The following is a 13,472-nucleotide window of genomic DNA, read 5'->3' as shown; positions in this document are numbered from 1 at the left end:
TCTCTCGTGGGACGGTGCGTGCAAGCTGCCGCACCGTGCTTTCTATAATGTTGACAAATGAATGTATCCACAATCATGAATTACCCTAGACATGCAAGCAGCGTGCCCGCGGCTGGTTCGAGGCGCTTGGCCGTGAGGTGCCTCCATGGCCGAGCAACCTCCTGAAACACATCGCTTCGTCGACGACTACTTGCCGGCGCTGCTGGCGCAGGCCAGCCAGCTGATCTCCTCGGAGTTCCACGAGGTGGCGCGGCAGCACGGCTTCTCGGTGTCGGAGTGGCGCGTGATGGCCTCGCTCGCGGGCAGCGAGCCGATCAGCATCGGCCAGCTCGCGCAGGTGACGGTGACCAAGCAGCCGACCGTCACGCGGCTGCTCGACCGCATGGAGGCACGCGGACAGGTCGAGCGGCTGCCCCACGAGAGTGATCGCCGCATCACGCTGGTGCGCATCACGCGCAAGGGCCTGAAGGCGGTGGAGCACCTCATGGAGCTCGCGCGCGAGCATGAGCGGCGCGTGCTCGAACCCTTCGGCCTGCGGCGCGCCGAGGAACTGAAGCAGACGCTGCGGCAGATGATCGACCTGCACGTGCATGTGCCGGTCGAGGAGCCGGAAGAAGACTGAAGCGCCCCGCCCCTTGCGTACGGGGGGCGGCTAAGGCACCAGCACCGCGCGGCCGCGATGGCCGCGCTGCGCGATCCATTCGAGCGCGACGGCGGCATCGGCCAGCGCGAAGCTGCGCACCTCCAGATGCAGGCGGCCGTCGGCCAGCCGCGCGAGCAGTTCGGGCGCCGCGGCACGGCCGGCGGCTTCGCGCCGGAACATGTTGAGCGGCAGCAGCGCCACGTCGCGCTGCAGGAAGTGCGCAATGTCCAGCTGCAGCGTCGGGCCCGCGGTGTAGCCGATGAGCACGGCGCGCCCGCCGGGCCGCACGGCCGGCAAGGCCGCCGAAAGAACGCCGCCGCCGACCGTGTCGATCAACAGGTCCGCACTCGCAGGCGGCGCGGCCGCGGCGTCCGGATCGACCGCGCGCACGGTGCAGCCAAGCTCGCGCGCCAGCTGCACGGCGAGCGAGCCCACGGCGCCGCTCGCACCCGTGACCAGCACCTGCTCGCCGGCCTGCAGCTTCGCGACTTCATGCAGCGCCACCCATGCCGACGTGGTGGGCGAGAAGAACGCGGCGCCCACCGCCATCGGGAGCGCGTCGGGCAGCAGGCCCAGCGCCTCGTCGGGTGCATCGATCTGCTCGCACCAGGTGCCGTCGAACAGCGTGCCCAGCCCGCTGCCGCGCAGCCACACGCGCGCTCCGGTGGCAAAGCGCCCGCTGGCCACGACGATGCCCGCGGCCTCCACGCCCGGCGTGTAGGGCAGCGGCGGATGGCGCAGGAAGCTGCCGCGCCACACAGTGCGGTCGATGTGGCCGACGGTGGCGGCCTGCATGCGAACGATGGTGCGGCCGGCCTGTGGCACCGGGTCGGGCAGGTCTTCGAGCACCGGCACCGCGTCGAAGCCATGGATGCGGATGGCTTTCATGGGGGCAGCGCCGAAAGAAAGCCGAGCACCGCCTGCGCGAAGGCCTCGGGCATCTGGTCGGGCAAGGGGACCATGCCGCCTTCGATGTCGACGATGCGGGCCTGCGGCAGGTGGTGCAGCAGCTCCTCTGCATGCGGCGCAGCAAAGGGATCGGCGGTGGCGCGGATGATCAGCGCGGGCTGCGTCACGCGGCCGATGCGCTCTTCCATGCGGTAGGACGCGACGGCCCGGTGGCCCTCCTCCACGCGATGGCCGACCTTCAATGCATCGCGCACGAAGGCCTCGAGCAGATCGGGGCGGCCTTCAGGATAGAAGTCCTGGCGCCGCTGCCAGAGTGCCGCCAGGTGGCTGCCGTCTTCACTGGGCGCCACTTCGTCGATGGGCGGCCGCTCGGCCCTTGCGATGCGAAAGGCTTCGCCGGTGTATGGCGTGGACGACAGCACGAGGCTGCGCACACGGCCCGGAAACGCCGCCGCCAGCTCGACCGCAATGACGCCGCCCGTGTGGTGCCCCACCACGTTGGCCTGCGCAATGCCCAGTGCGTCGAGCAGTTCGCCCGCCACGCGCGCCCACTGCGCAATGCTCGCGGGCACGCCGCCGTCCGCCGAATCGCCGAAACCCGCGGTGTCCATGGCAACGGCGCGGTACCGCGCGCCGATCAGCGGCAGCACCTCGCGGTATTCGGCCCAGCTGCGCGGCGACTGGTGCAGCAGCAGCACGGCCGGTGCGCTCGCATCGCCGCACGCCGCGTAGTGCACCTGCCCCACCGACAGGTCGGCAAAGGCGCGGCGGATGGTCATGAGAGCGTCTCGCCGGCCGGCGCGCGCCACAGGCCCGCATGCTTCAACTCGCCGAGCGTGCGCGACAGCACGTCGCGCCGGTAGGTGGCGATGTCGCGGCCCTGGTAGTCGTAGAAGCCGCTGCCGCTCTTGAGGCCCAGCCGCCCTTCCTCCACCATGCGATCGACGATGGCCGGCGCGGTGTAGCGCCCCATGTCGATCGAGGCCGACATCTCGCGGCTCGCGTGGTGCAGGATGTCGCAGCCGCCGAAGTCGATGAACTCGACCACGCCGAGCGCGGCAAAGCGCAGGCCAAGGCCGTAGCGCGTGGCCTTGTCGATTTCCTCGGCGGTGGCGGCGCCCTCCTCGATCATGCGGGCCGCCTCGTTCATCACCAGCGCCTGCAGGCGCGGCACGATGTAGCCGGGCGACGCGCCGCAGACCACGGGCAGCTTGCCGATGGCCTCCATCAGCGCCTTGGTGCGCGCAAGCACGGCGGCATCGGTGCCGGGATGGCAGCTGAGCTCCACCACGGGAATCACATAGGCCGGGTTGAGCCAGTGCATGTTCAGGAAGCGCCCGGGCAGCCGCACCAGCGCCGCGAGCTGCGTCACGAGGATGCTGCTGGTGGTGGACGTGAGGATGGCGTCGTCCCTGCAATGGCGGTTGAGCTGCTCGAAGGCCTCGCGCTTGGCCTCCATGGTTTCGGGCACGCCCTCGAACACCAGCTCGGCGGCGGCCAGCGCTTGCGGCGCATCGGCGGCGCTCACGAAATTCACCCGGCCGGCAATCGGCTGGACCTGCGCCGCGTCGATCACGCCGAGCTGCGCCAGGCCTGCAAGGCTGGCTTCGATCTCGGCCTTCGCTTCGGCCTGCAGCCGCTGCCAGGCCTCGTCGCTGCGCTGGCGCAGGTCGACCAGCGAGATGCGGTGGCCTGCATAGGCAAAGGCGATCGCGATGCCGCGCCCCATGCGGCCCGCGCCAACGGCCGCGAAGCGGGGCGGCGACGCGCGTTCATTCGCCATCGTGCAGCCTCTCTTCGAGCTGCGCCGCGCTCAGATCGGCCAGGCCCAGGCTTTCGAAAGTGCGCGAGCCGCGCCGCAGGTCGCGGCCGAGAAAGCCGCCGACGATCGCCAGCAGGCCGTGCGCGATGGGCGCGTCCACCCCCGCATGGCGCGCGGCCGAGGCCAGGAAGGCGAGGCCGAGCTCGGTGTCCTCGGTGATGTAGCGGTGCGTGTGCAGGTCGATGTTCTCGCGCCAGTCGCCCGACTTGACGAGCTGCTTGTGCGCGTCGCCGTACATCCACTGGTCGTTGTTGTAGTGGTCGGCCAGCGGATAGTGCGGCGCGCGCTGCCCGAAGGCTTCGCGCACGGCCATGCGCTCCTGGTCGAGCCGGTCGGTCACGTCGCGCACGGCCCGCTGCGTGCCTTCGTTGTGGATGTCCCAGCGCTCGAAGTGCTGCAGCGGCGCGGCGTTCATCACCATCAGCGGCGGGTGGATGACCGGGCCGGCGTTCATGAGCGCACCCGAGAGCGCATTGCCGCAGCCATGCACCGCCGGGTAGGCGCGGCGGATCAGCTCGATGGCCTCGGCCTCCTTGCGCGCCGGGTAGACGCCGGTCGGCAGGCGGATGGCTCGGATCGTGACGTTCACCTCGCGCTCGCCATGCTTGCGCGCGAGGTACGGCAAGGTGCCGGTCTCGGCCCAGGCCACGTCGGCGCGGCTGCCGGCCTCTTTCACCGTCCTGGCCATCACATAGCTGCCGAAGGTGCCCGGCGGCAAAAAGACGACCTGGCCGTCGGCCAGGTGCGGCGCCATGGCCAGCGCGATGTCGTGCTGGGCGATGGCGGGCGTGGGAATGACGATGAGCTCGGCGCCCCGGAGCGCCGCGGCGATGTCGGCGGTGGCCAATGCCAGCGGCACCTCCCGCGCGCCATCGGCGTCCTTCAGCGTGATGGCGCCGGCCTGCACCACCGGCTCCAGCGCAGCTGCATCGCGGCGCCACAGGCGCACCTCATGGCCGGCTTCGGACAGGTCCGCGGCGGCCGCATAGGCGCCGTGGCCACCACCAAGAATCGCAATTTTCATGTTCGGACTTTGAAAGGCAGACGTCGATGAACCGGCAGCCGCGGTACGGACCGGGGGAAGCAATGCCTTATTACATTACTTTTCATCAGTTCATATGTCAATCAAGTTTCGCGCCTGTGGCCCCCGCGGAAACCCGCAATGAAAAAGCCCGCGCTTCTTGCGAAGCGCGGGCTTTCTTTTGGGGCGAGGCGGCCGGAAGGCCGCTCAGGAATGGATCAGCGCGTGGGCTTGAACGCACGCTTCTGTGCGTCGCGCGGCACGAACACCTTGCCCGGGCCGCCATGGCCTGCGCCATTGCCGCGCGGTGCAAAACCTTCGCGCGGAGCGAAGCCTTCGCGGGGCGCGAAGCCGCCGTCGCCGCGGCCACCGCCGTGGTGGCCCTGGCCGTGGCCGCCGCGCGGGGCGCTGTCGCCCCAGCCCGGCTTGCGGCCGTAGCCGGCGCCGCCGCCATTGCCGCCGTCGTCACGGCCGCCGCCGAAGCCGGCGTTGTTGCCGCCCTGGAAGCCGCGCGGGCCCTGGCCCTGCGCCGGACCACGGGCGTTGCGGTCGTTGAAGCCGCTGGCGCCGGCATAGCCGCCGCCGTTGTTGCCGCGGTAGCCACCGCCGCCGCCATTGCCGAACTTGCGGTCGCGCGACTGGTTGTCGCCACGGCCGCCGCGGTACTCGCCCATGGGCGGGCGCGATTGCGGCATGCGCTGCTGCGGCTCGAGGCCGGCCACCACTTCGGCCTTGAACTGCTGGCGGCTGTACTGCTCGATGTCCATGATCTTGCGGCGATCGCGGAACTCGGCAAAGGTGATGGCCAGGCCGTCGCGGCCGGCACGGCCGGTGCGGCCGATGCGGTGGGTGTAGTCCTCGGCCTTCATCGGCAGGCCGAAGTTGAAGACGTGGGTGATGGTGGGCACGTCGATGCCGCGCGCGGCCACGTCGGTGGCCACCAGGATCTGCACCTGGCCCTGGCGCAGCGCCATCAGGCGGCGATTGCGCAGGCCCTGGCTCAGGGCGCCGTGCAGCGCCACGGCGCTGAAGCCGTCCTGCTGCAGGTCGTTGGCGAGGCCGTCGCACTCGACCTGGGTGCTCGCGAACACGATCGCCTGGTTGATGCTGGTGTCGCGCAGCCAGTGGTCGAGCAGCTTGCGCTTGTGCTGGCTGTTGTCGGCCCAGTACAGCGACTGCTTGATGTTGGCGTGCTTCTCTTGCGGGCTGTCGATGGTGATGCGCTGCGGCTCGCGCATGACGCGCTGGGCCAGCTGCTGGATGCGCGGCGCGAAGGTGGCGCTGAACATCATGGTCTGCTGGCGCTCGATGGTGAGCTGGTTGACTTCGGCCAGGTCGTCGGCAAAGCCGAGATCGAGCATGCGGTCGGCTTCGTCGACCACCAGGAACTTGACCTGGTCGAGCTTGATCTGCATCGAGCGCTGCAGGTCGAGCAGGCGGCCGGGCGTGGCCACCACGAGGTCGGCGTTCTGCAGCTTGGCGATCTGCAGCTGGTAGGGCATGCCGCCCACCACGTTGGCTACGCGCAGGCCGCGGCAGTGGCGAACCAGCTCGATGGCGTCGTGCGCAACTTGCTGCGCGAGTTCGCGCGTCGGGCACAGGATCAGGGCGCCGGGCGTGGCGGCCTTGAAATGGCGGGCGTTGGTCGGGTCCTTGCGCTTGGGCTTCTTCGGCACGGCTTCGCCGCGCGCGGCGGCTTCGGCGGCCAGGCGCTGGAATTCGGCCTTGGCTTGCGCTTCGGCCTCGGCCTGGCGCTTGAGCAGGGTGTGCAGCACGGGCAGCAGGAAGGCGGCGGTCTTGCCCGAGCCGGTCTGGCTCGAGACCATCAGGTCGACGAAGCGCGCCTTGCCGTCCTGGCCGGCTTCGCCGCCCATGGCGAGCGGAATCACCTTGTCTTGCACGGTCGTGGGCTGGGTGAAGCCCAGGTCGGCCACGGCGGCGATCAGCTCGGGTGCGAGGCCGAGCTTGATGAAGCCGTTGGGCACGCGGGCTTCTTCGGCCGCGGCCGCTTCGGGCGCTGCGGCGTCGAGCGCCTCGAGGATCGGCGCTTCGGACACGGTGTCCGGGGCAGCGATGAATTCGTTGTTGTTGGTGGATTGCACAGGCGCGAACTCGCCCTGCGCTTCAAAAGCGTCGGTCATGTGAATATCAATCTCAAACGCGAGCGCTGCCGTAGGCGGCGCCCCGTTGGTGGTTAAAAACATCAACCATCCAACGACATTCAACTTCTGGCTTTCGCCGGAGGCTGCGGCCCTTTTTGATCAGCGGATGCGATCGGGCGCGGTGTGCAAGATAGGGAGATGCAAGAGACGCTGACCGGAAAATCCTCCAGATCAGCGAAGCCATCGATTATGGCACGACTCGGGGTTTTTACCTAATCCGTCAATTTGAGAAAGGTTTCCCTGTAATGCGCGAGCTCCTCGATGGACTCGTGCACGTCGGCCAGCGCAGTGTGCGCCTGCTGCTTCTTGAAGGCGCTGTAGGCGGAGGGCTTCCAGCGCTTGGCCAGCTCCTTCAGGGTGCTGACATCGAGGTTGCGGTAGTGGAAGTACGCCTCCAGCTTGGGCATGAACTTGACCAGGAAGCGCCGGTCCTGCCCGATGGTGTTGCCGCACATGGGCGAACCGCTCCTGGGAACATAGCGGGCCACGAATTCCAGCAGCTGCTGCTCGGCCGCGGCTTCGTCCAGCGTCGAGGCCTTCACCTTGTCGATCAGGCCGCTGCGCCCGTGCGTGCCCTTGTTCCAGGCGTCCATGGCGTCGAGCACCGCGTCGCTCTGGTGGATGACCAGCACGGGGCCGTCGATGCGGGGCGTGAGGTCGGGGCCGGTGACGACCACGGCAATCTCGAGCAGGCGCTCCTTCTCGGGGTCGAGGCCGCTCATTTCGCAGTCGAGCCAGACCAGGTTCTGGTCGCTTTTCTTGAGGACAGGGAGGGTTGCGACGGTCGTGGGGTCAAGGGATTCGGGCATGGCAGGATTGTCGTCGAAGGCCTGCGCCGGCCGGACCCGAGGGCTAAACTCGCCCGTCATGTCCTATTCGCTCATCTTCACCACTGCCTTCGCCGTTGCACTGGTCGCGGGCCTGCTCGTGAAGTTCTGGCTCGCCTCGCGGCAGGTGCGCCACGTGGCGCGGCACCGCGGCGCGGTGCCGGCAGCTTTCGAACACACCATCAGCCTCGCCGCCCACCAGAAGGCGGCCGACTACACCATTGCCAAGGCGCGCTTCGGCCTCGTCGAAATGGCCTGGAGCACCGCGCTGCTGCTGGGCTGGACGCTGCTGGGCGGGCTCGACGCGCTCAATCGGCTGCTGCTGGCCTGGCTCGGCGGCGGCATGGTGCAGCAGTTGGCGCTGCTGGCGGCCTTTGCGGCCATTGGCGGCCTGCTCGAGCTGCCCTTCACGCTCTGGCAGACCTTCAGGCTCGAGGAGCGCTTCGGCTTCAACAAGATGACCTTGCGCCTCTGGCTGGCCGACACGCTCAAGTCGACGGCGCTCGGCGCCGCGATCGGCCTGCCGATTGCGGCGCTGATCCTGTGGCTCATGGGCGCGGCCGGCGCCACCTGGTGGCTCTGGGCCTGGGCCGTGTGGATGGGGTTCAACCTGCTGGGGATGCTGGTGTACCCCACCTTCATTGCGCCGCTGTTCAACAAGTTCAAGCCGCTCGACGATCCCACGCTCAAGGAACGCGTCACGGCGCTGATGAAGCGCTGCGGCTTTGCCGCCAAGGGCCTGTTCGTGATGGACGGCAGCACCCGCAGCGCGCATGCCAATGCCTACTTCACCGGCTTTGGCGCGAGCAAGCGCGTGGTGTTCTACGACACGCTGCTGCGCCAGCTCGACGCGGCCGAAGTCGAGGCCGTGCTCGCGCACGAGCTCGGCCACTTCAAGCACCGCCACATCGTGAAGCGGCTCGTCGCGATGTTCGCGCTGAGCCTGGCGGGCTTCGCACTGCTGGGCTGGGTGTCGACCCAGGCCTGGTTCTACACGGGGCTCGGCGTGCAGCCCAACATGGCGGCAACGGCGCCCAACGACGCACTCGCGCTGCTGCTCTTCATGCTCGCGGTGCCGGTGTTCGGCTTCTTCGTCGCGCCGCTGCCCGCACGCCTGTCGCGCAAGCACGAGTTCGAGGCCGATGCCTATGCGGTGGCGCAAACCAGCGGCGCCGACCTGTCGGCCGCACTGCTCAAGCTCTACCAGGACAACGCGTCGACGCTCACGCCCGACCCGGTGTTCGTCAAGTTCTACTATTCCCACCCCCCGGCCTCCGAGCGCCTTGCGCGCATGACGGCGGCCTGAAGAAGACATTTGCCGGAAAGCCCAGACCATGAGCAGCATGTTCAAGCCCAAAGACTGGAAAAACATTCCCCGCAAGGCACTGAGCGCCACCGAAATCGTCTCCGGCCTCGCCAAGCTCGACGGCTGGAAGCTCGACGGCGACGGTGCCCATGTGGCCATCGAGAAGACCTTCAGCTTCGCCAACTACTTCGAGACCATCGCATTCGTGAACGCGCTGGCTTTCATCGCCCACACGCAAGACCATCATCCGGACCTGTCGGTGCACTACAACCGCTGCGTGGTGCGCTTCAACACGCACGACGTGGGCGGGCTCTCGAGCACCGACTTCGAATGCGCGCGCCAGGCGAATGCGCTGGTCACCAGCCCGGCGCCGTGATGAGGAAACCCGCCGTTGGCTAAGCCGGGCCGCACTCCCGCCAAGGGGGCCGGCACCTCCGCGCGCATTCTTCACGACGGCCTGGTCATCGCGAGCCACGGCCGCCATTGCCTGGTCGAAACGCCTGCGGGCGAGCGCCTGATCTGCCATCCGCGCGGCAAGAAGAGCCAGGCCGTGGTCGGCGACCGCGTGCGCTGGCAGGCCAGCGAAGACGAAGGCACCATCGAGGAAGTCGTGCCGCGGCGCAACCTCTTCTACCGCCAGGACGAAATCCGCACCAAGTCGTTCGCTGCCAATCTCGACCACGTGCTGATCCTGATCGCGGCCGAGCCGGAGTTCTCGGAGCATCAACTCGCGCGAGCGCTCATTGCCGCCGAAGCCGAACGCATCACGCCGATCATCGCGCTCAACAAGAGCGATCTGGCCGAGCCCTTCGAGCGCGCATGGAACAAGCTCGCGCCCTACCGCCGCATGCACCATGGCGTGCTGCCGCTCTCGCTCAAGGCGTCGGGCGAAGCCGACTACGCATCGCTCATGAAGCTGCTGGCTGGCAAGAGCACGCTGGTGCTGGGCCCCTCGGGCGCCGGCAAGAGCACGCTGATCAACCTGCTGGTGCCCGGTGCCACCGCATTGACCGGCGAGATCTCGCAGGCGCTGAATTCGGGCAAGCACACCACCACCAGCACCACCTGGTACTGGGTCGACGAGGCGCGCACCACCAGCCTGATCGATTCGCCGGGCTTCCAGGAATTCGGCCTCAACCACATCGCGCCGATGCAGCTCGCGGGCCTGATGCCCGACATTGCCGAGCATGCGAACGACTGCAAGTTCTACAACTGCACCCATCTGCACGAGCCGGGCTGCGGCGTGATCGCGAACGTGGACACGCCCGGCAAGCCGGGGCCGATCAGCGCCACGCGCTACAGGATCTACGGCGAACTCTTCGCCGAGCTCAGCCAGTCGCGCTACTGAACGCCCAAGATCGATTCGAGCGCCTGCACCAGCGCCCCGCACTGCTCGCGCGTGCCGATGCTGATGCGCAGGTACTGCGCAATGCGCGGCTGCCTGAAATGCCGCACCAGCACCGCGCGCTCGCGCAGCAGCGCCGCCAGTTCGGCGGCATCGCGCTTCGGATGGCGCGCGAACACGAAGTTGGCCTGCGAAGGCAGCACTTCGAAGCCCAGGTCTTCGAGCTGCAGGCTGAGCCCTTCGCGGGTGTCGACGACCTTGTCGCGCGTGGTCTGGAACCAGGCCTCGTCTTCGAGCGCCGCCACCGCGCCGGCGGTGGCAAGCCGGTCGAGCGGATAGGAATTGAAGCTGTCCTTGACGCGCACCAGCGCGTCGACCAGATGCGCCTGCCCGCAGGCAAAGCCGACCCGCAGGCCCGCCAGCGAACGCGACTTGGACAAGGTCTGCACCACCAGCAGGTTCGGATATTTGCCGATGAGCGGCAGCGCGCTCTCGCCGCCGAAATCGACATACGCCTCGTCGACCAGCACCACGCGCTCGGGACAGGCTGCGAGCAGCTGCTCGATGCGCGCGAGCGGCAGCCCGATGCCCGTGGGCGCATTCGGGTTGGCGATCACCAGGCCCGCGCAGCCGCCGCGGGCGCGGGCCGCCATGGCATCGACGTCGATGCGCAGGCCTTCGTCGACCGGGAGCAGTTCGCAGCCGATGCCGTAGAGCTGCGCATAGACCCGGTAGAAGCTGTAGCTCACATCGGGCATCAGCAACGGCTCGGCCTGCTGGAAGAAGGCAAAGAAGGCATGCGCCAGCACCTCGTCCGAGCCATTGCCCGCAAAGACCTGGCCGGCCTGCAGGCCGTGCCGCCGCGCCACCGCTTCGCGCAGCGCGAGCGAGGCGGGGTCCGGATAGCGCTCCAGGCCATTCGCCGCGGCCTGCTGGATGGCGTCGATGGCGAGCGGTGACGGCGGATACGGGTTCTCGTTGGTGTTGAGCTTGACGAGGTTGGCGATGCGCGGCTGCTCGCCGGGCACGTAGGGTTCGAGCGCGGCGATGCGCGGGCTCCAGAAGGCCGGTGCGGGGGTGGTCATGATTTTCTGCCGCTCAGCCGAGCAGGCGGGCCAGCGTGAGCAGGGCCAGCAGCACCATCCACATCACCACCGAGCGCCACACCAGGCCCACCACGCTGCGCAGGTGGCCGGGCTCGGGCTCGCGGCCCGGCGTGCTGCCGCTGTCGAGCCGGCGGCCATCGGCCATCGAATCGCCGGCCTGCGCGCGCGGGAGCGGATCGGTGACGGGAATCGGACTCAGCGCGCCGCCGCCCAGGCGCACGTTGACCGCGCCCGAGGTCGCCGCGAGGATCACGCCGTCGTTCTCGCTCGGAAAGCGCCGCGCGTCATTGCGCCAGCAGTCGATCGCCTCTTCGAAGCTGCCGACCACGGCAAAGCCCAGTGCGGTGATGCGCGCGGGCAGCCAGTCGATCGCATGCCAGGCGCTCTCCGCGGCCCGCTGCACCGAGACGCTCGAGGGCTGCACCGCCGCACCATTCTTGTGGTGCCAGTAGCGCGAGACGAACTCGCTCATGCGGTAGAACACCGCGCCGGCCGGCCCCAGGCCCAGGGCGGCGAGCACCGAGAACCAGGCCAGCACGCCGAACACATGGCGGTGCGCCGCGATCACCGAATGCTCGATCACGTGACGGACGATTTCGCTGCGCGGCAGTTCGGCCGCGTCCACGCCCTGCCAGTGCGCCAGCAGCGAGCGCGCGAGCGGCTCGTCGCCTTCGTCGAGCGCGTCGCGGATGTCCGTGAAGTGGTGGCTGAACTGTCGGAAACCGAGCGTGACGTAGAGCACCGCAACGCTCCAGAGCACCGCGAACGGCAGCCCCAGCGTGAACACCAGCAGCAGGTGGATGCCCAGCGTCATCAGCGTGGGCACGAGCACCGCAAGGCCCCATGCAACCCATCCGTGGTGCGGCTTGCCGGCGTCGAAATTGCGGCTGGTCCAGCGCGTCCAGGCCAGCACGCCGCCGTACACCGGGTTGTGGGAGGCAAGCGGCCTCACCTGCTCGATCAGCAACGCACACAGGATGGCAAAGAAGCTCATCCTTCGATGATAGCGAGGGCGCCTGCACAGGCGCGGCACGGGCCGAGATCAGGCGCTGAGGAAGCGATAGAGATTGCGCAGCATGCCCGCGGTCGCACCCCAGACGAAGCGCTCTTCGCTGCCGTCCTGGTAGGGCATCGAATACCACTCGCGGCGGGTGCCGTCGGGCGCGGGCACCGTGTGGCGGCGGTGGTTGGCCGGGTCCATGAGCCAGGCCAGCGGCACCTCGAAGGCCAGCGCCACTTCGTAGGGATTGATGGTGAGTTCGAACTCCGGCTTCACCAGCGCGACCACCGGCGTCACGATGAACGAGGTGACGGTGGTGTAGGTCGGAAGGCTTCCAAGCACTTCGATGTACTGGGCCGAGAGCCCCACTTCTTCCCAGGCCTCGCGCAGCGCGGCCGCCGCGATGTTGGCGTCCTCGGGGTCGACGCGCCCGCCCGGGAACGCCACCTGCCCCGAATGGTTGGACAAATGCGCCGTGCGCTCGGTCAGCAGCACGGTGGCGCCTTGCGGGCGCTGCACGATGGGCACCAGCACGGCCGCCTGCGCCGGGGCGCGGTCGGTCAGGCGCGGCTCGCGCCGCAATTCGGGCGTCCATTCGGGCGGCGTGGCAAATCGCCTGCGCAGGGCCTCGGTGGTCAATTGCGCGGGCGCCACCGCGGGCAGGCCGTCGGGGCCGCCGACCACAGGCGCCTCGCGCGGGTCGAACGGCAGCAGCGTGGGCGGCACCACGGCATTGACGGGTTCGACGGGCGCGAGTTGCATGGGGGCGGTGGAGTGGGTCAAGTGAGAGAGTTTCAGTGAAGGAGTAGAGCGTAAAAAAGCCGCGCTGTCTGGCCGCGCCTTCTTTTTGCAAGAAGCGTGCACGGCGCACAACGCAAAAAGCCGCCAGAGCGGCGGCTTTTTGCACGGCAGGAAGGCGGCTTACTTGGCGGCCGACGCTGCTTGCGACTTGCCCGGCAGCTTTTCCTTGATGCGTGCCGAACGGCCGCTGCGCTCGCGCAGGTAGTACAGCTTGGCGCGGCGGACATCGCCACGGCGCTTGACTTCGATGCCGGCGATCAGCGGGCTGTAGGTCTGGAACGTACGCTCCACGCCTTCGCCGCTGGAGATCTTGCGCACCGTGAAGCCGCTGTTGAGGCCACGATTGCGCTTGGCGATCACGACGCCTTCGTAGGCCTGCACGCGCTTGCGGGTGCCTTCGACGACGCTCACGCTGACGATGACCGTGTCACCGGGCATGAAATCGGGGATCTTCTTGCCGAGGCGGGCGATTTCTTCCTGCTCGAGGGTTTCGATGAGGTTCATGATTTCCTGATATTCGATCGTGCTCG

The 13,472-nt window shown here is 68.5% G+C and carries 14 protein-coding genes; 4 read left to right on the top strand and 10 right to left on the bottom strand.

Annotated features, from left to right (window positions below):
* Window positions 1–145: 145 nt before the first annotated feature.
* Window positions 146–622, top strand: a complete 477-nt coding sequence (locus tag AC1DSC_RS01200) for a MarR family winged helix-turn-helix transcriptional regulator (protein ID WP_012746632.1) — start codon at window positions 146–148, stop codon at window positions 620–622.
* A 30-nt stretch (window positions 623–652) separates the two neighbouring features.
* Here the strand turns inward: AC1DSC_RS01200 and AC1DSC_RS01195 are convergent, their stop codons facing one another.
* The 6 genes from AC1DSC_RS01195 to orn form a co-directional block, all read right to left on the bottom strand.
* Window positions 653–1,531 carry a quinone oxidoreductase family protein gene (locus AC1DSC_RS01195; RefSeq protein ID WP_062362661.1) on the bottom strand — a complete coding sequence of 293 codons (879 nt, stop codon included), beginning with the start codon at window positions 1,529–1,531 and terminating at the stop codon, window positions 653–655.
* A complete protein-coding gene (locus AC1DSC_RS01190) occupies window positions 1,528–2,331 on the bottom strand; it encodes an alpha/beta fold hydrolase (protein ID WP_062362664.1) in 804 nt (267 codons plus the stop codon). Before AC1DSC_RS01190 ends, AC1DSC_RS01195 begins: the two co-directional genes overlap by 4 nt.
* Entirely contained in the window at window positions 2,328–3,335 is a 1,008-nt protein-coding gene (locus AC1DSC_RS01185) for a 3-hydroxybutyryl-CoA dehydrogenase (RefSeq protein ID WP_062362667.1), read from the bottom strand. Before AC1DSC_RS01185 ends, AC1DSC_RS01190 begins: the two co-directional genes overlap by 4 nt.
* A complete protein-coding gene (locus AC1DSC_RS01180) occupies window positions 3,325–4,398 on the bottom strand; it encodes an NAD/NADP octopine/nopaline dehydrogenase family protein (protein WP_062362670.1) in 1,074 nt (357 codons plus the stop codon). The genes AC1DSC_RS01185 and AC1DSC_RS01180 overlap by 11 nt, the downstream gene beginning before the upstream one ends.
* Window positions 4,399–4,613: 215 nt before the next feature.
* Window positions 4,614–6,536, bottom strand: coding sequence for a DEAD/DEAH box helicase (locus tag AC1DSC_RS01175; protein ID WP_041945457.1), 1,923 nt, complete (start codon window positions 6,534–6,536; stop codon window positions 4,614–4,616).
* A gap of 233 nt (window positions 6,537–6,769) precedes the next feature.
* Window positions 6,770–7,366: an oligoribonuclease gene (gene orn / locus AC1DSC_RS01170; RefSeq protein ID WP_026283846.1), complete on the bottom strand. Its 597-nt coding sequence runs from the start codon at window positions 7,364–7,366 to the stop codon at window positions 6,770–6,772.
* Window positions 7,367–7,424: 58 nt separating this feature from the next.
* Between orn and AC1DSC_RS01165 the strand changes: the two genes are divergently transcribed.
* Genes AC1DSC_RS01165 through rsgA form a run of 3 tightly spaced genes read left to right on the top strand, consistent with a single transcriptional unit; the run spans window position 7,425 to window position 10,038 of the window.
* Window positions 7,425–8,690, top strand: coding sequence for a M48 family metallopeptidase (locus AC1DSC_RS01165; protein ID WP_012746625.1), 1,266 nt, complete (start codon window positions 7,425–7,427; stop codon window positions 8,688–8,690).
* Between the two features lie 28 nt (window positions 8,691–8,718).
* Window positions 8,719–9,066, top strand: a complete 348-nt coding sequence (locus AC1DSC_RS01160; protein ID WP_062362673.1) for a 4a-hydroxytetrahydrobiopterin dehydratase — start codon at window positions 8,719–8,721, stop codon at window positions 9,064–9,066.
* Between the two features lie 15 nt (window positions 9,067–9,081).
* Window positions 9,082–10,038, top strand: a complete 957-nt coding sequence (gene rsgA, locus AC1DSC_RS01155) for a ribosome small subunit-dependent GTPase A (RefSeq protein WP_062362676.1) — start codon at window positions 9,082–9,084, stop codon at window positions 10,036–10,038.
* On the opposite strand, the gene hisC is transcribed toward rsgA, so the two are convergent.
* The 4 genes from hisC to rplS form a co-directional block, all read right to left on the bottom strand.
* Entirely contained in the window at window positions 10,032–11,120 is a 1,089-nt protein-coding gene (hisC, locus tag AC1DSC_RS01150) for a histidinol-phosphate transaminase (protein WP_062362679.1), read from the bottom strand. The two genes, rsgA and hisC, sit on opposite strands and share 7 nt — an antisense overlap.
* A 13-nt stretch (window positions 11,121–11,133) precedes the next feature.
* A complete protein-coding gene (locus AC1DSC_RS01145) occupies window positions 11,134–12,135 on the bottom strand; it encodes a CobD/CbiB family protein (protein WP_062362682.1) in 1,002 nt (333 codons plus the stop codon).
* Between the two features lie 48 nt (window positions 12,136–12,183).
* Complete coding sequence (locus AC1DSC_RS01140; RefSeq protein ID WP_012746620.1) at window positions 12,184–12,903, bottom strand: CoA pyrophosphatase; 720 nt, start codon at window positions 12,901–12,903, stop codon at window positions 12,184–12,186.
* Between the two features lie 159 nt (window positions 12,904–13,062).
* Window positions 13,063–13,446 carry a 50S ribosomal protein L19 gene (gene rplS, locus AC1DSC_RS01135; RefSeq protein WP_018903298.1) on the bottom strand — a complete coding sequence of 128 codons (384 nt, stop codon included), beginning with the start codon at window positions 13,444–13,446 and terminating at the stop codon, window positions 13,063–13,065.
* Window positions 13,447–13,472: the final 26 nt, after the last annotated feature.

The organism is Variovorax sp. 01N425 (assembly GCF_056399465.1).
The sequence above is the reverse complement of the archived record's forward strand: the minus strand, read 5'-3'. Positions and strand labels throughout refer to the sequence as shown.

What these genes read in the sequence shown, in the direction of transcription:
- AC1DSC_RS01160 (WP_062362673.1), top strand. Translation starts at nt 8,719, where the DNA reads ATGAGCAGCATGTTCAAGCCCAAAGACTGGAAAAACATTCCCCGCAAG.
- AC1DSC_RS01180 (WP_062362670.1), bottom strand. Translation starts at nt 4,398, where the DNA reads ATGAAAATTGCGATTCTTGGTGGTGGCCACGGCGCCTATGCGGCCGCC.
- AC1DSC_RS01190 (WP_062362664.1), bottom strand. Translation starts at nt 2,331, where the DNA reads ATGACCATCCGCCGCGCCTTTGCCGACCTGTCGGTGGGGCAGGTGCAC.
- AC1DSC_RS01185 (WP_062362667.1), bottom strand. Translation starts at nt 3,335, where the DNA reads ATGGCGAATGAACGCGCGTCGCCGCCCCGCTTCGCGGCCGTTGGCGCG.
- AC1DSC_RS01140 (WP_012746620.1), bottom strand. Translation starts at nt 12,903, where the DNA reads ATGCAACTCGCGCCCGTCGAACCCGTCAATGCCGTGGTGCCGCCCACG.
- AC1DSC_RS01165 (WP_012746625.1), top strand. Translation starts at nt 7,425, where the DNA reads ATGTCCTATTCGCTCATCTTCACCACTGCCTTCGCCGTTGCACTGGTC.
- AC1DSC_RS01175 (WP_041945457.1), bottom strand. Translation starts at nt 6,536, where the DNA reads ATGACCGACGCTTTTGAAGCGCAGGGCGAGTTCGCGCCTGTGCAATCC.
- AC1DSC_RS01195 (WP_062362661.1), bottom strand. Translation starts at nt 1,531, where the DNA reads ATGAAAGCCATCCGCATCCATGGCTTCGACGCGGTGCCGGTGCTCGAA.
- orn (WP_026283846.1), bottom strand. Translation starts at nt 7,366, where the DNA reads ATGCCCGAATCCCTTGACCCCACGACCGTCGCAACCCTCCCTGTCCTC.
- AC1DSC_RS01200 (WP_012746632.1), top strand. Translation starts at nt 146, where the DNA reads ATGGCCGAGCAACCTCCTGAAACACATCGCTTCGTCGACGACTACTTG.
- AC1DSC_RS01145 (WP_062362682.1), bottom strand. Translation starts at nt 12,135, where the DNA reads ATGAGCTTCTTTGCCATCCTGTGTGCGTTGCTGATCGAGCAGGTGAGG.
- rplS (WP_018903298.1), bottom strand. Translation starts at nt 13,446, where the DNA reads ATGAACCTCATCGAAACCCTCGAGCAGGAAGAAATCGCCCGCCTCGGC.
- hisC (WP_062362679.1), bottom strand. Translation starts at nt 11,120, where the DNA reads ATGACCACCCCCGCACCGGCCTTCTGGAGCCCGCGCATCGCCGCGCTC.